At 62.2% G+C, this 19,678-nt stretch carries 19 protein-coding genes and 1 tRNA gene; 12 read left to right on the top strand and 8 right to left on the bottom strand.

Translation table 11 applies throughout. From position 1 onward, the window contains the following. Positions 1–13: 13 nt before the first annotated feature. Both J5286_RS20800 and J5286_RS20795 read right to left on the bottom strand, forming a co-directional pair. Positions 14–1,342, bottom strand: a complete 1,329-nt coding sequence (locus J5286_RS20800; protein WP_209191938.1) for a glucoamylase family protein — start codon at positions 1,340–1,342, stop codon at positions 14–16. A 447-nt stretch (positions 1,343–1,789) separates the two neighbouring features. After that, a tRNA-Gly gene (locus J5286_RS20795) sits at positions 1,790–1,864 on the bottom strand. A gap of 254 nt (positions 1,865–2,118) precedes the next feature. Here J5286_RS20795 and J5286_RS20790 point away from each other — a divergent pair. The 4 genes from J5286_RS20790 to J5286_RS20775 all read left to right on the top strand — a co-directional run bounded on the left by J5286_RS20790 (position 2,119) and on the right by J5286_RS20775 (position 4,675). Beyond that, on the top strand, positions 2,119–2,628 hold the full coding sequence (locus J5286_RS20790) for a prolyl-tRNA synthetase associated domain-containing protein (RefSeq protein WP_111562633.1): 510 nt from the start codon (positions 2,119–2,121) through the stop codon (positions 2,626–2,628). A 53-nt stretch (positions 2,629–2,681) separates the two neighbouring features. Further along, entirely contained in the window at positions 2,682–3,680 is a 999-nt protein-coding gene (trxA, locus tag J5286_RS20785) for a thioredoxin (RefSeq protein WP_209191937.1), read from the top strand. Positions 3,681–3,804: 124 nt separating this feature from the next. Beyond that, on the top strand, positions 3,805–4,476 hold the full coding sequence (locus J5286_RS20780) for an LON peptidase substrate-binding domain-containing protein (protein WP_112941062.1): 672 nt from the start codon (positions 3,805–3,807) through the stop codon (positions 4,474–4,476). A 10-nt stretch (positions 4,477–4,486) separates the two neighbouring features. Further along, complete coding sequence (locus J5286_RS20775; RefSeq protein ID WP_018901898.1) at positions 4,487–4,675, top strand: Trm112 family protein; 189 nt, start codon at positions 4,487–4,489, stop codon at positions 4,673–4,675. Positions 4,676–4,977: 302 nt separating this feature from the next. Here the strand turns inward: J5286_RS20775 and J5286_RS20770 are convergent, their stop codons facing one another. Further along, positions 4,978–6,192 carry a ubiquinone biosynthesis hydroxylase gene (locus J5286_RS20770; RefSeq protein WP_112982808.1) on the bottom strand — a complete coding sequence of 405 codons (1,215 nt, stop codon included), beginning with the start codon at positions 6,190–6,192 and terminating at the stop codon, positions 4,978–4,980. A gap of 85 nt (positions 6,193–6,277) precedes the next feature. Here J5286_RS20770 and tesB point away from each other — a divergent pair, with 85 nt between their 5' ends. From tesB to J5286_RS20740, 6 genes are all read left to right on the top strand, one after another. Beyond that, complete coding sequence (gene tesB, locus J5286_RS20765) at positions 6,278–7,162, top strand: acyl-CoA thioesterase II (RefSeq protein WP_209191936.1); 885 nt, start codon at positions 6,278–6,280, stop codon at positions 7,160–7,162. A gap of 211 nt (positions 7,163–7,373) precedes the next feature. Beyond that, positions 7,374–7,724: a P-II family nitrogen regulator gene (locus J5286_RS20760; protein WP_018901903.1), complete on the top strand. Its 351-nt coding sequence runs from the start codon at positions 7,374–7,376 to the stop codon at positions 7,722–7,724. A 29-nt stretch (positions 7,725–7,753) separates the two neighbouring features. Beyond that, a complete protein-coding gene (locus J5286_RS20755; protein WP_209191935.1) occupies positions 7,754–9,109 on the top strand; it encodes an ammonium transporter in 1,356 nt (451 codons plus the stop codon). A 240-nt stretch (positions 9,110–9,349) separates the two neighbouring features. After that, the gene (locus J5286_RS20750) at positions 9,350–12,034 is read left to right on the top strand and encodes an FtsK/SpoIIIE family DNA translocase (RefSeq protein ID WP_209191934.1); all 2,685 of its coding nucleotides are present in this window, start codon (positions 9,350–9,352) and stop codon (positions 12,032–12,034) included. Between the two features lie 168 nt (positions 12,035–12,202). Beyond that, on the top strand, positions 12,203–12,877 hold the full coding sequence (locus J5286_RS20745; RefSeq protein WP_209191933.1) for an outer membrane lipoprotein carrier protein LolA: 675 nt from the start codon (positions 12,203–12,205) through the stop codon (positions 12,875–12,877). A gap of 106 nt (positions 12,878–12,983) precedes the next feature. After that, positions 12,984–13,787 carry an exodeoxyribonuclease III gene (locus tag J5286_RS20740; protein ID WP_047508808.1) on the top strand — a complete coding sequence of 268 codons (804 nt, stop codon included), beginning with the start codon at positions 12,984–12,986 and terminating at the stop codon, positions 13,785–13,787. Between the two features lie 18 nt (positions 13,788–13,805). Here J5286_RS20740 and J5286_RS20735 read toward each other — a convergent pair whose 3' ends face one another. Then, positions 13,806–14,261 (bottom strand): cyclic nucleotide-binding domain-containing protein, encoded by a 456-nt coding sequence (locus J5286_RS20735; RefSeq protein ID WP_018901914.1) that lies wholly within the window; start codon positions 14,259–14,261, stop codon positions 13,806–13,808. A 2-nt stretch (positions 14,262–14,263) separates the two neighbouring features. Further along, complete coding sequence (locus tag J5286_RS20730; RefSeq protein WP_018901915.1) at positions 14,264–14,947, bottom strand: response regulator transcription factor; 684 nt, start codon at positions 14,945–14,947, stop codon at positions 14,264–14,266. Positions 14,948–15,092: 145 nt separating this feature from the next. On the opposite strand from J5286_RS20730, the gene J5286_RS20725 reads away from it, so the two are divergent. Then, the gene (locus J5286_RS20725) at positions 15,093–15,641 is read left to right on the top strand and encodes a L,D-transpeptidase family protein (protein WP_245206402.1); all 549 of its coding nucleotides are present in this window, start codon (positions 15,093–15,095) and stop codon (positions 15,639–15,641) included. Positions 15,642–15,793: 152 nt separating this feature from the next. After that, positions 15,794–16,624: an aldo/keto reductase gene (locus J5286_RS20720; protein WP_209191932.1), complete on the top strand. Its 831-nt coding sequence runs from the start codon at positions 15,794–15,796 to the stop codon at positions 16,622–16,624. Positions 16,625–16,662: 38 nt separating this feature from the next. Here the strand turns inward: J5286_RS20720 and J5286_RS20715 are convergent, their stop codons facing one another. The 3 genes from J5286_RS20715 to ftsY all read right to left on the bottom strand — a co-directional run bounded on the left by J5286_RS20715 (position 16,663) and on the right by ftsY (position 19,674). Continuing rightward, positions 16,663–17,250, bottom strand: coding sequence for a DUF2585 domain-containing protein (locus tag J5286_RS20715; RefSeq protein ID WP_209191931.1), 588 nt, complete (start codon positions 17,248–17,250; stop codon positions 16,663–16,665). Further along, on the bottom strand, positions 17,247–17,891 hold the full coding sequence (locus J5286_RS20710) for a septation protein A (RefSeq protein WP_209191930.1): 645 nt from the start codon (positions 17,889–17,891) through the stop codon (positions 17,247–17,249). The genes J5286_RS20715 and J5286_RS20710 overlap by 4 nt, the downstream gene beginning before the upstream one ends. 133 nt (positions 17,892–18,024) lie before the next feature. Further along, positions 18,025–19,674: a signal recognition particle-docking protein FtsY gene (gene ftsY, locus J5286_RS20705; protein ID WP_209215380.1), complete on the bottom strand. Its 1,650-nt coding sequence runs from the start codon at positions 19,672–19,674 to the stop codon at positions 18,025–18,027. Between the last annotated feature and the right edge of the window lie 4 nt (positions 19,675–19,678).

Here is a 19,678-nt window from a genome sequence, read left to right as displayed (position 1 = left end):
CCGCTAAACGCTGTCAGGCGATCTTGAGCTCTTCGTCTTCCGCCTCGTCTTCCAGCCAGCCGCCGGTAAAGCCCGCGCGTTCCAGGCCAGTGCGGATAACGTCGGACTTCCGCATCAGGTTCCAGATGAAATCAGAGCGGTCGTTTTCGATCGACATGACGAGCAGCCCCTGGTCGATACCGACGCAGCGGTCGTCTACCCAGCCCTCCGGTCCCGCCGTCTTGACGGATGGGTTGAAGCCACCGGGGAAACGGCCCTCGTAGCAGAGGTCGGGATAGGCCTGGAGCAGCGCCCGCGTGCCTGAGATCGCAGCCTCGCGGTCATAGGGCAGGGCTGCAAGCGCGCACCATGGCGCAAGCGTTCCATCATCGGGGCCGAGCGGGGCGCCACGGGCGGCATAGCCGAGCACGCTCGGGCGCCGGTCGCCATGACGGCTGCGCGACGGCGGTGGACCGTCGGAGGCAGACAGGCCCCAGATATCCCTGGAGTAACCGATGAAATTTCCGGGGTTACGCTCGGCGTAGTCGCGCTGCACTTCGATGCAAATCTGGGTGTTGCGGAAATAATCGCTGTCGCGCGCCGTCATCGGCCTGTCGCGGATGCCGCGAAAATCGATCCAGGCATGCGAGAAGAGGTGGATGAAGAAGGGCCCGGCATAGAGATAGCACTTCTCGTCGAAGAGCATCCAGGAATAGCTCGAGGTGAAGGCGTCGTAGCTCGATTGGGGGATCGGGTGCGTCGGCGAGGCGAGCGCCAGCGTGTAGAGCAGCACCGCCTCGTCATAGCCCTGCCAGCGCCAGCGCAGGAAGCCGCTTGAGGGCTTCCAGCCCATGCAGATGGTCTCGCCCTTGTTCAGCGCCCAATGCCAGTCGATGCGCTCGTAGATCAGCGTCGACAGCCGGCGGATCTCGGTCTCGGCCTCGTCGTCACCATCGAAATAGGCCGCTGCCGTCAGCACGCCGGCGACGAGCAGCGTCGTGTCGATGGTCGATAGCTCGCTGTTCCAGGCGCGGTGGCCGGTGTCCATGTGCAGGAAGTGGTAGAAGAAGCCCCTGTAGCCGATCGCGTGCCGCTCGCGGCCCTGGTGGCCGTTGGCGAAGAAGCAGAGCGTCGTCGTGGTGCGTGAAATCGCGTCCGCCCTGGTCATCCAGCCGCGCTCGACGGCGACGGTGTAGGACGACAACGCGAAGCCGACGGCGGCGATGCTGCAGGGCACGTTTGCGACCGACGTATCGGCGACAAGCCCGTTATCGGGGTTGGAATGTTTCAGGAAGTAATTGAACGCCGCCTGCTGCAGCCTGTCGACCAGCGCGGCATCTGTTTCCTCGGTCCGTTGCAGCATCTTCTCCCGCCCAATCGGTTATCCTGCCCCTTGCTTCAACATGGGCAGGTGCGACGCGCAAATCAATGTTTTTTGAGGGGTGAGGTTGGGGCGTTGCGCATCGCGGGACGTAGAGGAGATTGGTTTCCGGCCTTGAGACGGATGGCATCTGCCCTCTCGACCGTCACCCTCGGCCTTGTGCCGAGGGTCTAAGCACGTTTCCGCGAATTCAACGGTGCTGATGTTTGCGACGGGGCGGTGTTCGCCGTCGAGCGTCACCCAACTGTCGAAAACAGGGCGCCAGGTGTCCATTCATGTTGAGCAAGAGGGACCGTGCTCAGACCCTCGGGACGAGCCCGAGGATGACGGTCGCGCGTGCGGCTTCGCGCTTCGGTCCTATGGACGCGTCGATCAATGCGGCCAATCGGCGATCGTATAATTACAATATATCAACTGGTTGGGAAGATTTGGAGCGGGCGAAGGGGTTCGAACCCTCGACCCCAACCTTGGCAAGGTTGTGCTCTACCACTGAGCTACACCCGCTCATAATCCCGACGGCCTGTGGTAGTTTGGAGGACCGTGGGCGCCACCTTGCGGCGACGGGCGCTATATCGCCCAAACGATTTTCAAATGCAACAGGGAAATGACGGAAAGGCGAAGAAAAATTTGAAAAGCTTTCCCGGCCCCAGCTAAAATGCCGCAAATGCAGGGAAAAGCGGCGAATAGGCACGTTGCAAAAAAGGGGAGGGAGACGTAATCAGGGGGCGCCTTATCCCAATAGAGTGCTGGAACGAGCCATGACCGAGAAGACGCCGAAGACCGCAACCGAACTCTACGCCTTTCTCGACGGGCTCGGCATCAAGCACAGCACCAAGACGCATGCGCCGGTGTTCACGGTGGCCGAATCGGTGGCGCTGCGCGACGAGATTCCCGGCGGTCACACGAAGAACCTGTTCGTGAAGGACAAGAAGGACCAGTTCTTCCTGCTTACCGTCGAGGAGAATGCCTCGGTCGACCTGAAGACGGTGCACACGCTGATCGGCGCCGCCAGCAAGGTGTCGTTCGGCAAGCCGGAGAAGCTGATGGAGTATCTGGGCGTCATTCCGGGCTCGGTCACGGCGTTCGGCGCGATCAATGATTCCGACCACAAGGTCACATTCGTTCTTGATGCCGATCTCATGAAGGACGAGATTATCAATTGCCATCCGCTGTCCAACGACGCGACCACGTCGATTGCAAGTGCGGACCTCGTTCGCTTCATGGAAGCGACCGGTCACACGCCGCTTGTCTTGAAAGTGACGTCCTGACATACGATTTTAACGCTAGAAAAGCCGGCTGACCGGCGCGGCGGGAGATACTCATGAGCGGCAACGACAATCCCTACAGCAATTCCTTCGGCCAGATGTCGGCAACGGCGAGCTATGGCGGCGCGCCTGCGGCACCCGCCCAGGCAGTGGCGCCAGCGCCGATGGCGTCCGCCGGCGGCTATATCAAGGATACGACGACGGCGACCTTCAGCAAGGACGTCATCGAGGAGTCGCGCAACCAGCCTGTTCTCGTCGATTTCTGGGCGCCCTGGTGCGGTCCGTGCAAACAGCTGACCCCCGTCATCGAAAAGGTGGTCAACGAGGCTCAAGGGCGCGTCAAGCTCGTCAAGATGAATATCGACGACCATCCGTCGATCGCCGGCCAGCTTGGCATCCAGTCTATCCCTGCCGTCATTGCCTTCGTTGGCGGTCGTCCGGCCGATGGTTTCATGGGTGCGGTGCCCGAAAGCCAGATCCGTGAGTTCATCGATCGTGTCGCCGGTCCCGCGGGTGCCGATCAGGCTGCCGAGATCGAGGCTGTGCTTGTCGAGGCCGATGGTCTGCTCGCCAGCGGCGACATCAATGGCGCCGCACAGCTCTACGGCGCCGTCATGCAGGCCGATCCCGACAACGCCAAGGCGCTCGCCGGCATGGCGCAGTGCATGATTTCAGCCAACCAGCATGAGCGGGCGCGCGAGGCGCTGAACGAACTCCCCGACGAGATGGCGGCCGATCCGGCGATCCAGGCGGTGGTGAAGAAGCTCGAGCAGATCGAGGAAGCCCGCAAACTCGGCGATCCCGTGGCTCTGGAACAGGCGCTTGCCGCAAACCCCGACGATCACGAGGCGCGCATGAAGCTCGCCAAGATCCGCAATGTCGAGGGCGCACGCGAGGAAGCGGCCGATCACCTGCTTTACATCATGCGCAAGGACCGGACCTTCGACGACGACGGCGCGCGCCGCCAGCTTTTGCAGTTCTTCGAGGTCTGGGGCTTCAAGGATCCGGCCAGCGTTTCGGGACGGCGCAAGCTTTCGGCGCTGCTGTTCTCTTAAGCATCAGCGACATTTCGCCTTTCGGTTTGCCGCCATCGACCCTTGCGTTTTCGATGGCGTACCCCACATTCGTTTAGATGCGGACGTGTGGTTTAGGTCCGCCGATTATGCGGGACGAGTGCCGATGCAAGTGGGGAATGCACGATATCTGAAGAGCGGCGATGTGCCTGACACGATCGCCGTCTTCCCCTTGACCGGCGCTCTGCTGCTTCCGACCGGTCAGCTCCCGCTCAACATCTTCGAACCCCGCTATCTCGCCATGTTCGACGCGGCGATATCAGGCAACCGGCTGATCGGCATGGTGCAGCCGGCGCTTGGCGAGAGCGACGACAAGAATAGCGACGGCAATCTCAGCGCCGTCGGCTGCGTCGGGCGCATCACCTCGTTCGCCGAGACCGGCGACGGTCGCTACATCGTATCGCTGACCGGCGTCTGCCGCTTCCGTCTGCTCGACGAAAAGGACACGCACCAGCCATACCGCACCTTCCGCATCGCGCCGTTCATCTCCGATCTCTCGGCACGCAACGAGGAGGACGCGGTCGACCGCGCAGCCCTTCTCGCCGCCTTCAAGGCCTATCTCGAGGCCAACAAGCTGGAGGCGGACTGGGAGAGCGTGGAGCGCGCCAGCAACATGACGCTGGTCAATTCCCTGGCGATGATGTCGCCCTTCGGCCCGGCGGAAAAACAGGCGCTTCTCGAGGCGCCGGATCTGAAGACGCGGGCCGAAACGCTGATCGCCATCACCGAGATCGTCCTTGCCCGGGTCTTCGGTGACTCGGATACGATTTTGCAGTAGAAGCGGTCGCATGGACGAAAAACTGAGCCGCGTCGATCCCAAGCTTCTGGAGCTGATGGTCTGCCCGCTGACCAAGGGGCGGCTCACCTATGATCGCGAGCACAACGAGCTCGTCTCCGAAAAGGCGAAGCTCGCCTACCCGATCCGCGACGGCATTCCGATCATGCTGGTATCGGAAGCGCGCGAGATCGAGGAATAGATCAAGCCCCTAGAGCCTTTCCTGGCTAGATTGAAGCATTCTGTTGGCTCAAACGGAGTCGGATGGTCGTTCGGCCGGCGCGCGTCGTAGCCAAAGCATACGGCCAAGCCGGCCGAACGATCAGACGGCCCGTTTCAGCCAACCCCGGTGGTTTGCTTCGCAAACCAGCTAGGGCCGGGCATCTTTCCGCCAGGATCAAAGGCGATCGGCTCGACCGTACCTGGGGTATGCCCTTCGCCAATCGCCTTTGCCCTGACGAAAACCTGCTCCGGCAGAATGCTTCAAGCTAACCAGGAAAGGCTCTAGATCGCCTCGCCCGCCAGCAAGCGCGGGTTGCCCGCTGCCGTCGTGCCGGCGGCCTGGCCGATGAAGTAGGATTTGAGGCCCGGCAGGCGATCTACGAGGCCGAGGCCGAAGTCGCGGGCGATGCGGATCGGTGCGAGGTCGTTGGAAAACAGGCGGTTCAGCACATCCGTCGTCACGCCCATGCGGAAGGTGTCGAAACGGCGCCAGGCCTGATAGCGCTCGAGAATGTTGATCGAGCCGATATCGAGGCCGAGGCGGTCGGCTTCGACGATGGTTTCGGCGAGCGCCGCCACATCCTTGAAGCCGAGATTGAGGCCCTGGCCGGAGATCGGGTGGATGCCGTGGGCGGCGTCACCGGCGAGCGCCAGGCGCGGGGCGACGAAGGCGCGCGCCAGCGTCAGGCCAAGCGGGAAGGCGCGCTTGTCGCCCACCACCTTCAGCGCGCCGAGCTTGTGGCCGAAGCGGCGCTCCAGTTCTTCCTCGAAAATCAGGTCGTCGGAGCGAACCAGCCGGTTGGCATCCGCCGTCGTTTCGGTCCAGACCAGCGAGGAGCGGTTGTCCTTCAACGGCAGGATGGCGAAGGGGCCTGAGGGCAGGAAGTGCTCTTCGGCGCAGCCATTGTGCGGGCGTTCGTGCTCAACCGTGGTTACGATGCCGGACTGGCCGTATTCCCAATGAACCGTCTTGATGCCCGCGAGATCGCGCAGGTGCGAGCGCACACCATCGCAGGCGACCACGAGTTTGGTCTCGATCGTGCTGCCATCCGACAGCGTGATTTCGGCGTGGGTGTCCAGCGTCTTCAGGCCGGTGGCGCCAAGGCCGTGGGTGATCTCGATGCCGAGGCGTTCGCAGGCGCCGCGCAGAGCGCCGACCATCGCGACATTCGGGATCATGTGGGCGAAGGGCTTGCCGTCCTCGACCTCGCCGTCGAAGGTGAGGAAAACAGGACGGACCGGATCGGAGGTCTTGGAATCGGTGACGATCATCTTGGTGATCGGCTGTGCCGTCGGCTCGATCTCGTTCCAGATGCCGAAAACGTCGAGCATCTTGGTGGCGGCGGCGATGATGGCGGACGCGCGTGGGTCCTTGCGCCAGACGTCTGCGGGGGCTGCCTCGACCACCGCGACATCAAGATGCGGTGCCGCCTGCTTGACCGCGACAGCCATGGAGAGCCCGACATAACCCCCGCCAACCACAAGCATGTCACGCATAACGCCCGTCCCGTTCTTTTAGAATATCCTATTGATCTATATAGATCATCATCACCGCACTTCCTACCTGCTGGAGCCATACAAAATGACGCGCCACACCGAAAAGCCGACCGCGATGGAAACTCTGCTTGCGACGCTCGATCTCGAGCCGATCGAGGTCGATATCTTTCGCGGTACAAGCCCGCAGGTCGGCTGGCAGCGAGTGTTCGGCGGGCAGGTGATCGCGCAGGCGCTGATGGCGGTGCAGCGCACCGTCGAAGCCGAGAGGATGGTGCATTCGCTGCATGCCTATTTCATGCGGCCCGGAGACCCGGCCGTTCCTATCATTTACCAGGTCGAGCGCATCCGTGACGGATCGAGCTTCAACACCCGTCGCGCCACCGCCATCCAGCATGGCAAGGCGATCTTCGCGCTCTCGGCGTCATTCCAGATCGTCGAGCCCGGCTTCGAGCATCAGGCCGCCATGCCCGACGTGCCGATGCCCGAGACGCTGATCGACGAGAACGAGATGGCGAAGCGCTATCTTGCGCACGCACCCGAGGCGATCCGCAGATATTGGGGACGTGAGCGGCCGATCGAGGTCCGGCCCGTCTCGCTCACGCACTACTTCTCCGACAAAAAGCTCGATCCGCTCCAGCATATCTGGGTTCGCGCCAACGGAGCCGTTCCGGACGACTGGCACTGCCAGGCGGCACTGCTGGCCTATATCTCCGACATGACGCTGCTCGACACGTCGCTTTATCCGCACGGCACCTCGATCTTCGACCAGACGATTCAGGTCGCCAGTCTCGATCACTCCATGTGGTTCCATCGCCCGGTCAAGCTCGACGACTGGCTCCTTTATACACAGGACAGCCCATCCGCATCCGGCGCGCGAGGTTTGACGCGCGGTAGCCTCTATACGCGAGATGGTGTCCTGATTGCGTCGGTGGCGCAGGAGGGCTTGATTCGTAATAGGGCAAATGACTAATTCGGATGCAAATTTCTTCGTTTGTGTATTTTTTGAGCGATTATTAGGCAATCATTTGCCTGTTTATTGGCGCTTGTAAATATACTCCTTATTTTTCAATACCTTAACAAATCGTTTCGAATCTGGCACGGCCCTTGAATGTAAGAGGTCGGTCGCTGGTCGCAAACGGCAGTGGCAAGGAGAGTCGGCTCCGTGCCGAGGGTAACGAAGGATGGGAAACCAGATGAAAATTGTGATGGCCATTATCAAGCCGTTCAAGCTGGATGAGGTGCGCGAAGCCCTCACGGCGATCGGCATTCAGGGCCTGACCGTGACCGAAGTGAAGGGTTACGGGCGCCAGAAGGGACATACCGAAATCTATCGCGGCACCGAATACGCGGTCAGCTTCCTGCCGAAGCTCAAGATCGAGATCGCCGTCGCAACGGAGATCGTCGACAAGGCTGTCGAAGCCATCGCCTCGTCGGCCAAGACCGGCCAGATCGGCGACGGCAAGATCTTCGTTTACTCGATCGACCATGCCGTGCGCATCCGTACCGGCGAAACCGACGCAGAAGCGCTGTAAGTAACGGTAGAGCCAAGGAGCTTTTCTCTATGTCAATTTCGAAGTTTTCTCCCACTCTGGCGCGCCTTGCCACTGCGTCCGCAGCGCTTCTCGCGCCGGTCGTCGCCTTCGCGCAGGATGCCGCCACGACGGCCGCTGCTGCCGCTCCGGTTGCGGACAAGGGCGACACCGCCTTCATGTTCATCTCCACACTTCTCGTGCTGTTCATGATCCTGCCGGGCCTGGCGCTGTTCTACGGCGGTCTCGTTCGCGCCAAGAACATGCTGTCGGTTCTGATGCAGTGCACGATGGTTGCCGCCGTCATGATGCTCATCTGGGTCATCTACGGTTACTCCTTCGCCTTCGGCGGCTCCGAGAGCGCCTACTGGGGCGGAACGGCGAAGATGTTCCTCGCCGGCGTTACCAAGGATTCGACCGCTGCGACCTTCTCGCAGGGCGTCGTCATTCCTGAGTTCATCTTCGCGATGTTCCAGATGACCTTCTCGGCCATCACGCCTGCTCTGATCGTCGGCGCGTTTGCCGAGCGCATCAAGTTCTCGGCCGTGGTGCTCTTCTGCGCACTGTGGGCCACCTTCGTCTACTTCCCGATCGCTCACATGGTCTGGGACGCAAACGGCCTGCTCTTCAAGATGGGCGCGCTCGACTTCGCAGGCGGTACCGTCGTTCACATCAACGCCGGCGTTGCCGGTCTGGTTGGTGCGATCATGGTCGGCAAGCGCATCGGCTTCGGCAAGGACATGATGGCGCCGCACTCGATGACGCTGACCATGGTCGGTGCCTCGATGCTCTGGTTCGGCTGGTTCGGCTTCAACGCCGGCTCCAACCTGGAAGCTTCGGGCGGCGCGATGCTCGCCACCGTCAACACCTTCGTCGCCACGGCTGCCGCCGTCGTTTCGTGGGCTGTCGTTGAAACGCTTACCCGCGGCAAAGCCTCCATGCTCGGTGGCGCTTCCGGTATGGTTGCCGGTCTGGTCGCCATCACGCCGGCTGCCGGCATCGTCGGCCCGATGGGCGCGATCATCATGGGTCTGATCGTTTCGCCGCTGTGCTACTTCTTCGTCTCCGTGGTGAAGAACAAGTTCGGCTACGACGATACCGCTGACGTCTTCGGCGTTCACGGCATCGGTGGTATGTTCGGCGCGATCTTCACCGGCATCTTCGCCAGCGCATCGCTCGGCGGTGTCGGCTATGCCGAAGGCGTTACCATGGGCGGCCAGGTCATGACGCAGATCACCGCGATCGCCATCACCATCGTATGGTGCGGCATCGGCTCGGCGATCCTCTACAAGATCGTCGACGTCATCGTCGGCCTGCGCGTTCCCGTCGAAGCCGAGCGCGAAGGCCTGGACCTCGCAACGCACGGCGAAGCTGCTTACCACTCCTAATCAAGGCTTGCGGCGCCTGAAAACAGGCGCCGCTGAACAGCCCGTCGCGGCTTGATCAACACTCGAGCCGCCTTTGGCCCGGACCTTTCAAAGGTTCGGGCCTTTTTATTTTCCGATGTATGAGTCAGACCCCGCATGGTTAACATCGCTTTAACCGTCCTTTGGTTAGGTGGAGCGGACGCATTGGGCGCGAAGCGCATTGGCGATTCGCACGCATCAGGCATTGGACGGGTACAACACATGGCAAGAAGCACATCGCCAGCAATGGATGGCCGGCCGAACCGTTTCTCCCTTTCGGGGTTCATTTTCCGGCAGGCGCAGACCCTTTTTGGGTTTGCAATCTTCATTGCGCTGGCACTGGCCGTCGCGGCATTGGCAACCTGGAACGTCGCCGATCCGAGCTATTCCTACGCCACCGGCAACGAGCCCACCAATGTGCTCGGCTATAGCGGTGCCGCGTTCGCCGATATCCTGATGCAGTTTCTCGGCCTTGCCAGTGTCGTTGCGCTGCTGCCCGTCGTCGCCTGGGCGCTGGCATTGATCTCCGGCCGCCGCTTCACCCGCATTCCGGCGCGCGCCGCCGCTTGGGGCCTCGGCTCCGTTCTCTCCTCGGCCGTTCTCGGCTGCTTTCCGCCGCCGCTCACCTGGCCGATCCCCAACGGCATCGGCGGCGTCATCGGCGACATGATCCTGCGCTTCCCGGCGCTGTTCGTCGGCGCCTATCCGACCGGCACCTTTGCTACCGCCGTCGGCTGCATCTTCGCCGTCCCCTGCGTGTGGATGATGCTTTTTGCCGCCGGCATCGTCGGCCGCACCGAGGAGGAAGAGGCGGAAGAGGAAGAAGAAAACTACGCCGCCAGCCGTTCCAAGCTGCGCTCGGTGGGCGATGAGGACGACGAAGACGACGAGGGCGGCTGGCTTGCCTTCGGCGCGCTGACGCATGCCTGGTACATGAGCCAGGCCCGCATGCGCCGCATGCTCGGCATGGGCCCGCGCAAGCGCAAGCTTGATGATTACGACGCGCCTTACGATTTCAACGATGACGAGTTCGGCAAGCTCAACGAGCCGGTGCGCGCCAAGGCGCCCCAACGCGGCGAGCGCATGGATCCCTCGATGGATCCGTCGATCGCGCCCCGGGCCGGTTCGCCGCGCCGCGTGGTGTCTGCGCCGTCGATCTCGCTCAACGACGATGATGACGACGATATGGGCTATGACGGCGACATGCCGCCGCGCCCGGCCGATATCCTGCCCGATGACGAGGACGACAATGGCTGGATGATGCGCGCGCCCGCCAAGCAGCCCGGCGGCCGCGCCGAGCCGCGCGTGCAGCAGGCCGCCGCCCGGCCCAAGCTCGGCGCCCGTATCGAGCGCGAGCAGCAGGGCTCCTTCATCCGTCCCGAAGGCTTCCAGCTGCCGTCGATGCACCTGCTTGCCGAACCCAAGGCCGTCGTGCGCGATTCGACGCTGTCTGCCGACGCGCTGGAGCAGAATGCCCGCATGCTCGAAGGCGTGCTCGAGGATTTCGGCGTCAAGGGTGAGATCATCCATGTCCGCCCCGGCCCCGTCGTCACGCTTTACGAACTGGAGCCGGCTCCCGGCATCAAGTCGTCGCGCGTCATCGGCCTTGCCGACGATATCGCCCGCTCGATGAGCGCGATCGCCGCCCGCGTCGCCGTCGTGCCGGGCCGCAACGCCATCGGCATCGAGCTGCCGAACAATATCCGCGAGACCGTCTACCTGCGCGAGATGATCGCCTCCAGAGATTTCGAGACCTCCAAGGCCAAGCTCGCCATGGCGCTCGGCAAGACGATCGGCGGCGAAGCCGTGATCGCCGACCTCGCCAAGATGCCGCATCTGCTCGTCGCCGGCACCACCGGCTCGGGCAAATCGGTCGCCATCAACACCATGATCCTGTCGCTGCTCTACCGCATGACGCCGGAGCAGTGCCGACTGATCATGATCGACCCGAAGATGCTCGAACTCTCCGTCTATGACGGTATTCCGCATCTGCTCTCGCCCGTCGTTACCGATCCGAAGAAGGCCGTCGTGGCGCTGAAGTGGACGGTGCGCGAGATGGAAGAGCGCTACAAGAAGATGTCGAAGATCGGCGTGCGCAACATCGACGGCTTCAATTCCCGCGTCGAGCAGGCGCTCGCCAAGGGCGAGGCGATCTCGCGCACCGTGCAGACGGGCTTCGACCGGGAAACCGGCGAGGCGATGTACGAGACGGAAGAGTTCGATCTGAAGCCGCTGCCCTATATCGTCGTCATCATCGACGAAATGGCCGACCTGATGATGGTCGCCGGCAAGGATATCGAAGGCGCCGTGCAGCGCCTGGCGCAGATGGCGCGCGCCGCCGGCATCCATGTGATCATGGCAACGCAGCGTCCCTCGGTCGACGTGATCACCGGCACGATCAAGGCCAACTTCCCGACCCGCATCTCCTTCCAGGTGACGTCGAAGATCGACAGCCGCACCATTCTGGGCGAGCAGGGCGCCGAACAGCTGCTTGGCATGGGTGACATGCTCTACATGGCAGGTGGCGGCCGCATCCAGCGCGTCCACGGCCCGTTCGTGGCCGATGGCGAGGTGGAAGACATCGTCGCCTACCTGAAGACGCAGGGCGCGCCGCAATATCTCGATGCCATCACCGCCGATGACGACGAGGACGGCGATTACGGCGGCGGACCCTCCGGCACCGGCAATCTCGCCGATAGCGATGATCCTTACGATCAGGCCGTTGCCATCGTCCTCCGCGACGGAAAGGCCTCGACCTCCTACGTCCAGCGCCGTCTCGGCATCGGCTACAACCGCGCGGCGTCGCTGATCGAGCGGATGGAGCAGGAGGGCATCATCGGCCCGGCCAACCATGCCGGCAAGCGCGAGATCCTGGTTCCCACCGAAGGCGATATTCTCGACCGGTAAGGGCGTGCGCGCCCTTGATTCCGGCAGTTTCAGCGCGATTTACTTCGCATGGACCTAAGCTTCACGGAAACCTGATCGGCGCGAAAACGTTACCTTTGGCCGGTCGTGCTAGGACGCCATGAAGACGCCGCGTTTCGGCAGCATGCAGACTGCATAAAGGAGACTTTCATGAACCACTCCGACACATTCCTGGACCGCCTCACGCTGACACGGCGCCACATGCTGGGCGCGCTTGCTGTCGCGGCTGCGTCCACCGCGCTGCCGCTCAACGTCTTCGCTCAGGCGGCCGCGGCTGCGTCCAACAGCAACGCCGCGCAGGCGATCGCCGACCACTTCTCCTCGGTCGCCACGATGCAGGGCGAGTTCGTGCAGTTCGGCCCCAAGGGCGAGCAGACCGGCGGCAAATTCTTCATCCAGCGCCCGGGCAAGCTGCGCTTCAACTACGACGACCCTTCGCCGATCCGCGTGATCGCCGATGGCAAGAACGTGGCGATCGGCAACATGAAGCTGAAGACCTGGGATCTCTACCCGCTGTCGAAGACGCCGCTCAGCCTGCTTCTGGCACAGAAGATCGACCTGTCGGCCGGCTCGGTGAAGAGCGTCAAGGAAGAGTCCGACCTGACGACCATCGCGCTCGGCAACAACACCGTTTTTGGCAACTCAACCATCACCATGATGTTCGACCCGAAGACCTATGATCTGCGCCAGTGGACGATCACCGACAACCAGGGCAAGGACACCTCCGTCATGGTGTTCAACGTCAAGACCGGCGTGCAGTTCGACGACAAGGTGTTCAAGGTGCCTTACGAGGTCATCCCGGGAACGGCTGCCTATCGCGATTGATGTTTGGTGACGGGGCAGGGAGGAACCATTTTCTTCAGCCCCATCCGTTCCATCCACGCAGCCTTTGCTCTAAAGCCCTTCCAACAGAATTGGAAAAGGCAGCGCAATGGGCTTCTCGATCACCACCTGGAACATCAATTCGGTCCGGCTGCGCATGCCGATCGTCGAGCAGCTCTTCCTCAAGCATCGCCCCGATATCATCTGCCTGCAGGAAACCAAGGTGCCGAACGAGCTGTTCCCGTTGGCGCCCTTGAAGGCGATGGGCTACGAGCATGTGATCATCCATGGCCAGAAGGGCTATCACGGGGTGGCGATCGCCTCGCGGTTTCCGCTGGTCGAGGATCACAGCACCGATTACTGCAAGGTCGGCGATGCCCGGCACATTTCGGCGGTGTTCGAGCGCGGCGGCAAGCGTATCCGCATCCATAATTTCTATGTGCCCGCCGGTGGCGACGAGCCGGATCGGGCGATCAATCCGAAGTTCGGCCACAAGCTCGATTTCATCGAGGAGATGAAGCTCTTGAAGGCCGACGGTGAGGCCAATACCTCGGCGATCCTGGTGGGCGATCTCAACATCGCGCCGATGGAGCACGACGTCTGGTCGCACAAGCAGCTTTTGAAGATCGTCAGCCACACGCCTGTGGAGACCGAGGGCCTGCTTGAGGTGATGAAGCGCGGCCAGTGGCTCGATCTGATGCGCCAGAACGTGCCGGATACGCAGAAGCTCTATACGTGGTGGAGCTACCGCGCCAAGGATTGGGAAGCGGCGGATCGGGGCCGGCGTCTCGACCATATCTGGTCGTCGCGCGATCTCGGGCCGCATCTGCAGCGCATCGAGATTCTGAAAGAGGCGCGCGGCTGGGACCGGCCGTCCGACCACGTGCCGGTGACGGCGCATTTCGATCTCTGATTAGCTTAGGCAGGCGCCTCAGGCGAAGCGGTGAAGCTCGGCGGCGGCCTTGGCCGCCAATGCCGCGATATTGTCGCGGATGCGCTGCTGGATCAGCAAAGCCGCATCCGGATATTCCTCGATCAGCCGGTGAAACAGCGCGCGGGTGATGCGGATGATCGCCGTGTCCTCGCGGGCGATCGCCGTGAACTTGCGCTCGACGAGCGTGACCAGCGCAAGCTCCGACAGAAGCGTGCCGGACCCGACAACCGCCTGAACCTCAGGCTTGTTGTCGCGTCCGGTGTGGCTCAGTTCGACACTGCCGCTGACGATGACGTAGGCGCTGTCGGCGGGAGAGCTTTCGCGAAAAAGCATCTGCCCGTTCGAGATCACGCGCCGATCCGCGCCGAAGGCGATCAGCCTCAGCTGATCCTCCGACATTCCGTTGAAGAGCGGAAGCTGCGCAAGCAGCTGGATATCGTCATTCAGCGCCATGATTACGGGACGATCTTGTAGCCGCCGTTTTCCGTGACCAGGATTTCGGCGTTCGACGGATCGCGCTCGATCTTCTGGCGCAGGCGGTAGACGTGGGTTTCGAGCGTGTGGGTGGTGACGCCGGAATTGTAGCCCCAGACCTCCTCGAGCAGTACGTCGCGGGTGACGACCTTCTGTTCGGCGCGGTAGAGATAGCGGATGATCGCCGCTTCCTTTTCGGTGAGGCGGATCTTCTGGCCGTTTTCAGTGGTCAGAAGCTTCTGGCTCGGCTTGAAGACATAAGGCCCGACGCTGAAGGTGGCGTCCTCGCTCTGCTCGTGCTGGCGCAGCTGCACGCGGATGCGTGCAAGCAGAACCGCGAAGCGGAAGGGCTTCGTCACATAGTCGTTGGCGCCGGCCTCGAGGCCGAGAATCGTATCTGAATCGGTGTCATGGCCCGTCAGCATGATGATCGGCGCCTTGAGGCCGCCCTTGCGCAGAAGCTTCACAGCCTCGCGTCCATCCATGTCGGGAAGGCCCACATCCATGATCAGGAGATCGATGGCCGTCGCGCGGGCGCGTTCGACACCCTTGGCAGCCGTGGATTCCTGGAGAACCGTGAACTCGTCATAGAGCGAGAGCTGCTCCGTGAGGGTTTCGCGGAGGTCGTCGTCATCATCCACCAACAAAATGGTGCGTGCTGTCATGCGGCTATGTCCCTCGCCATCTGGTCCCCTTACTCCTACGCCAACTTGAGGATGTTGGCAAAGATCAGGATACCAAGCTGTTGTCGTATATGGTGCTATATGATTTCAATCATTGCCCCGGCAATTGCAAAAACATGTGAGAAACATGGAAAAAACAAGGCGGAAACCGTCTATACAACCAACGATCATCACGGTTAGACCCGCACCGGGGCAGAAAAGCCGGGCTTTGCTACAATTCGGCACAGTCGTGGTGCCCGCAGCGGTTGGTCGTTCGGGGCGCACCACACGCAAGCGTGAGGGTGATGGGGCCACTCCGATCGCCGAAATGCGGCTGATTTCGGGTTTCGTTCGCGGCGAAAAAACCTCCGGTTTGCGAACGCGGCTACCGATTCGCCTTATCCGCGAGGACATGCTCTGGTGCGATCAGCCTGATGACGCCAACTACAACAGGCTGGTCAAGGCGCCGTTCAGCAAAAGTCACGAAAAGATGAAGCGCGACGACGGGCTCTATGACGTCTGCCTCGTCATGGACTGGAACATCAGCTCACGCGCCCGCAATCGCGGCTCGGCGATCTTCTTCCACCTCATCCGCCCCGGCTACAAGCCGACAGAGGGCTGTATCGCCATTCACCCGCGCGACATGAAGCGCATCCTGCCTTACTTGCGCAAGGGCACCGTCGTCAGGGTTTTGTAATCCCGGAATAAGAGAGCAGGGGTGATATCGCGGGCCGCCTGACCTATATGCAATCCGACCGACGCCCGGGCTGAAAGGCGTTTCGGGAAATGGCGGGATAGCCGCCGTTCAACCACGCCCCGTTCCATTCATCGCTTTCGCGGAGATTTATTGTGGCACAGCAATCCATCATTACGTTTCACGACGGACATTCCATTCCCCAGGTCGGCCTCGGCGTCTGGCAGACGCCCAACGATATGGCGGCACCCGCGGTGCGCGCGGCCATCGAAGCCGGCTATCGCCATGTCGATACGGCCGCCGTCTATGAAAACGAAGAGGGCGTCGGCGAGGGTATCCGCTCGTCGGGTATCGACCGCAAGGACGTCTTCCTGACGACCAAGCTGTGGAACGCCGACCAGGGCTACGACACGACGCTGAAGGCCTTCGACAAGAGCCTGAAGCGCCTCGGCACCGATTATGTCGACCTCTACCTCATTCACTGGCCGGCGCCGAACCGCGACGCCTATGTCGATACCTGGAAAGCCTTCATCAAGCTGCGCGAAGAGGGCCGGGCGAAGTCGATCGGCGTCTCGAATTTCTACCCTGAACATATCGAACGACTGATTGCCGAGACCGGCGTCGTGCCCGTCATCAACCAGATCGAGCTGCATCCGGACTTCCAGCAGAAGGCGGCGCAGGAAGCGCACAAGAAGCTCAACATCGCCACACAGTCCTGGAGCCCGCTCGGCCAGGGCAAGCTGATCGCCCACCCAGTTCTTGCCAAGATCGCTCAGAAGCACGGCAAGACGCCGGCGCAGGTGATCATCCGCTGGCACATGGATAGCGGCCTCGTCGTCATCCCGAAATCGGTAACGCCGTCGCGTATCGTCGAGAACTTCCAGGTTTTCGACTTCAAGCTCGATGGCGATGACATGGCCGAGATCGCCAAGCTCGACAGCAGCTCGGCGCGCATGGGCCCGGACCCGAAGACGGCGACGTTCTAAGGATGTGAATTAGAGGTGTGGGCCTGGAGTTTGTAGCTCTAGGCCCCGCCCTGCCATGTCTTCACCGCCTCCAGCGGCCAGACCAGCATCAGCACGTTGAGCGTCAGGTTGTCCCGGATCATGTAGCCGGTGAAGATCTCGAAGAAGATGGCGATCGTAACAGTTAGCCAGACCGGCGCGCGCCAGGCGAAGAAGAAGCCGAGCACCATGAACACCGTGTCCATCGCCGAGTTCAGAATGCTGTCGCCGTAATAATCGAGCGAGATCGTCGCCGTGCGATAGCGGTCGATGATGATCGGCGAGTTCTCCAGCAGCTCCCAGCCGGATTCGATCACCAGCGCCAGAAGCAGCTTCATCGCGATCGGCTTGCCGCGCAGCACCAGATGCGCCAGGCCGTAGAACAGGAAGCCGTGGATGATGTGGGACGGCGTGTACCAGTCCGACATGTGCTGCGAGTTGCCGCTGGAATTGACGGTGCCCTCCCACAGCTTGACGTAGCCGCAGGTGCAGATCGGCGTGCGCCCCATCAGATACTCGGCGACGATCTGCGCGATGAGCACCCCAAGGCAGGCGATGAACCAGTAGGTCTGGTGCCTGTCCCTGTCAGTCGCCTGCAGCGCCGTCACTGGCCGGCCTCGCCCTCGGGCGCGATCGTGTGCTTCATGATCAGCGGCATCTGCGCCAGCGTGAACAGGATGGTGATCGGCATGGTGCCCCAGACCTTGAAGGCGACCCAGGTGTCGTCGGAGAAGTTGCGCCAGACGACTTCGTTGAGCACGGCCAGGAACAGAAAGAACACGCCCCAGCGGACGGTCAGCTTGCGCCATCCCTCGGCATCGAGCTGGAAGGCGGCGTTGAAGACATAGCCGAGCAACGACTTGCCGAACAGCAGCCCGCCGAGCAGCGTGAGGCCGAACAGCGAGTTGATGATCGTCGGCTTCATCTTGATGAAGGTCTCGTCCTGCAGATAGATCGACAGCGAGCCGAAGATCAAAACGACGATGCCCGAGACGAAGGGCATGATCGGCAGGTGTCGCAGCACGACCTTCGAGATGACGAGCGAGATCACCGTCGCCGCCATGAACAGCGCGGTCGCGACGAAGAGCGGGCCGCCGAGCGAGGCGAGAGCCGGGAATTTCTCCACCAGCCAGGGACCGCGCAGGTTGGCGAAGAAGAAGATCAGCAACGGCCCGAGCTCCAGCGCCAGCTTGAGCATCGGGTGATGCTTGTCTGTCGCCGACGGGGTGATATCGCTCTCGGTCGTCATGAGGTCCCTAATCCGTTCCCTAATCAGTCTTTGTCGTCAGTTCTTATCGTCAGTCTCTATCCCGGACGCTTGCGCGCCCTTGCGGGCATATCTGTGGCATCAATCGTGATCGGCGGCAATGGCGGCGATTTGATCAGCCCCGCGCGTCGCCGAGGCCTGCGATCGCATGGGCGAAATCCTCGGCCTCGAAGGGCTCCAGATCGTCCACGCCTTCGCCGACGCCGATGAAGTAGACCGGCAGCTTGTGCTTGGCGGAGATGGCGACGAGGATGCCGCCGCGCGCCGTGCCGTCGAGCTTGGTCATGATCAGGCCGTTGACGCCGGCGACGTTGCGGAAGATCTCGACCTGGCTCAGCGCATTCTGGCCGGTGGTCGCGTCGAGCGTCTGCAGCACGGTGTGCGGCGCGTCCGGATCGAGTTTTCCAAGCACGCGCACGATCTTCTCGAGCTCGGCCATCAGCTCCGTCTTGTTCTGCAGGCGGCCGGCTGTGTCGATGATCAGCACGTCGCATTTCTTCTGCTTCGCCTGCTCGAAGGCATCATAGGCAAGCCCCGCCGCATCGGCGCCGAGCTTGGTGCCGATGAATTCCGATTTGGTGCGGTCGGCCCAGATCTTCAGCTGCTCGATCGCCGCCGCGCGGAACGTATCGCCGGCAGCCACCATCACCTTCAGCCCGGCGCCGGAAAGCTTGGCGGCCAGCTTGCCGATGGTGGTGGTCTTGCCGGTGCCGTTGACGCCGACGACCAGAATGACATGCGGCTTGTGGCTGAGATCGAGCTGCAGCGGCTTGGCCACCGGCTTCAACACCTTGGTGATCTCGGCCGCCATGATGCGGCTCACATCCTCGCCCGACACATCCTTGCCGTAGCGCTCCGACGCCAGCGTATCGGTGACGCGCAGGGCCGTCTCGACGCCGAGATCGGCCTGGATCAAGAGGTCTTCAAGATCCTGCAGCGTGTCGTCGTCGAGCTTGCGCTTGGTGGAGAGCGCCGAGATCTGGCCGGTCAGCTGCGACGAGGTGCGCGCGAGGCCGGCGCGCAGACGCTGGAACCAGTTGAGCTTGGCCGGGGGGACGATGGTGACGGGTTCGGGGGTCGCCGTGGCGGTGGAGAAGCCCTTGGGGAGGATCGGGGTGTCGGTGTCGGTCGGAGTTGGTTCGGTGGAGTCGATAGACGCTGGCTCGGAGGGCGTGATACCCCCCTCTGCCCTGCCGGGCATCTCCCCCACAGGGGGGGAGATTGGCTGGGCTTGCTCGCTCGCTTCATTCTCGACCGTTTCGTCGGTTGATGGCTCGGCCTTGCCACTCTCCTCGACATCAGAGGTCTGGTCGGAAGCTTCCGGCGAGTCGATCTCCCCACCTGTGGGGGAGATGTCCGGCAGGACAGAGGGGGGTACCGCACCCACTGAGCCAACGTCTTCCGCCTCAGCAACAGGCTCCGCCTCCGCCTCAGCCTCCAGCAAGGACAACGGCACCAACCCGACATCATCAGTCGTAAGCGCCGTCGGCAGATCCTCGGAAACCTCGTCCTCGCCAACACCTTCGCCATCGGCCGAAGGCCCACCGGCCGTCTCCACCTCCTCCGGCAACACCGGATCGGCGGCAACAGGCAAGTCTTCCACCGGCGCCGATGGCACCGGCACCGTCACCTCGGCAACCGGCACTTCCGCGACCGGCTCGACCGCGACCTCGGGGGCCTTGGTCTCGACCGTATCCGGCGCCTGCTCTTCCGCCGTCTTGTCGGGGCCGAAGGTGAAGACCTTTTTGATGAAGCTGAACGCCATGAGA

The sequence above is a fragment of the Rhizobium sp. 16-488-2b genome, assembly GCF_017741815.1.
GTDB lineage: Bacteria > Pseudomonadota > Alphaproteobacteria > Rhizobiales > Rhizobiaceae > Rhizobium.
The sequence above is the reverse complement of the archived record's forward strand: the minus strand, read 5'-3'. Positions and strand labels throughout refer to the sequence as shown.

Coding starts and splice junctions, on each gene's coding strand:
- J5286_RS20735 (WP_018901914.1), bottom strand. CDS start 14,261: ATGGCGCTGAATGACGATATCCAGCTGCTTGCGCAGCTTCCGCTCTTC.
- J5286_RS20790 (WP_111562633.1), top strand. CDS start 2,119: ATGACCGAGAAGACGCCGAAGACCGCAACCGAACTCTACGCCTTTCTC.
- J5286_RS20800 (WP_209191938.1), bottom strand. CDS start 1,342: ATGCTGCAACGGACCGAGGAAACAGATGCCGCGCTGGTCGACAGGCTG.
- J5286_RS20760 (WP_018901903.1), top strand. CDS start 7,374: ATGGGAAACCAGATGAAAATTGTGATGGCCATTATCAAGCCGTTCAAG.
- J5286_RS20730 (WP_018901915.1), bottom strand. CDS start 14,947: ATGACAGCACGCACCATTTTGTTGGTGGATGATGACGACGACCTCCGC.
- trxA (WP_209191937.1), top strand. CDS start 2,682: ATGAGCGGCAACGACAATCCCTACAGCAATTCCTTCGGCCAGATGTCG.
- J5286_RS20725 (WP_245206402.1), top strand. CDS start 15,093: ATGGAAAAAACAAGGCGGAAACCGTCTATACAACCAACGATCATCACG.
- J5286_RS20770 (WP_112982808.1), bottom strand. CDS start 6,192: ATGCGTGACATGCTTGTGGTTGGCGGGGGTTATGTCGGGCTCTCCATG.
- J5286_RS20750 (WP_209191934.1), top strand. CDS start 9,350: ATGGCAAGAAGCACATCGCCAGCAATGGATGGCCGGCCGAACCGTTTC.
- ftsY (WP_209215380.1), bottom strand. CDS start 19,674: ATGGCGTTCAGCTTCATCAAAAAGGTCTTCACCTTCGGCCCCGACAAG.
- J5286_RS20745 (WP_209191933.1), top strand. CDS start 12,203: ATGAACCACTCCGACACATTCCTGGACCGCCTCACGCTGACACGGCGC.
- J5286_RS20755 (WP_209191935.1), top strand. CDS start 7,754: ATGTCAATTTCGAAGTTTTCTCCCACTCTGGCGCGCCTTGCCACTGCG.
- J5286_RS20775 (WP_018901898.1), top strand. CDS start 4,487: ATGGACGAAAAACTGAGCCGCGTCGATCCCAAGCTTCTGGAGCTGATG.
- J5286_RS20710 (WP_209191930.1), bottom strand. CDS start 17,891: ATGACGACCGAGAGCGATATCACCCCGTCGGCGACAGACAAGCATCAC.
- J5286_RS20780 (WP_112941062.1), top strand. CDS start 3,805: ATGCAAGTGGGGAATGCACGATATCTGAAGAGCGGCGATGTGCCTGAC.
- J5286_RS20740 (WP_047508808.1), top strand. CDS start 12,984: ATGGGCTTCTCGATCACCACCTGGAACATCAATTCGGTCCGGCTGCGC.
- tesB (WP_209191936.1), top strand. CDS start 6,278: ATGACGCGCCACACCGAAAAGCCGACCGCGATGGAAACTCTGCTTGCG.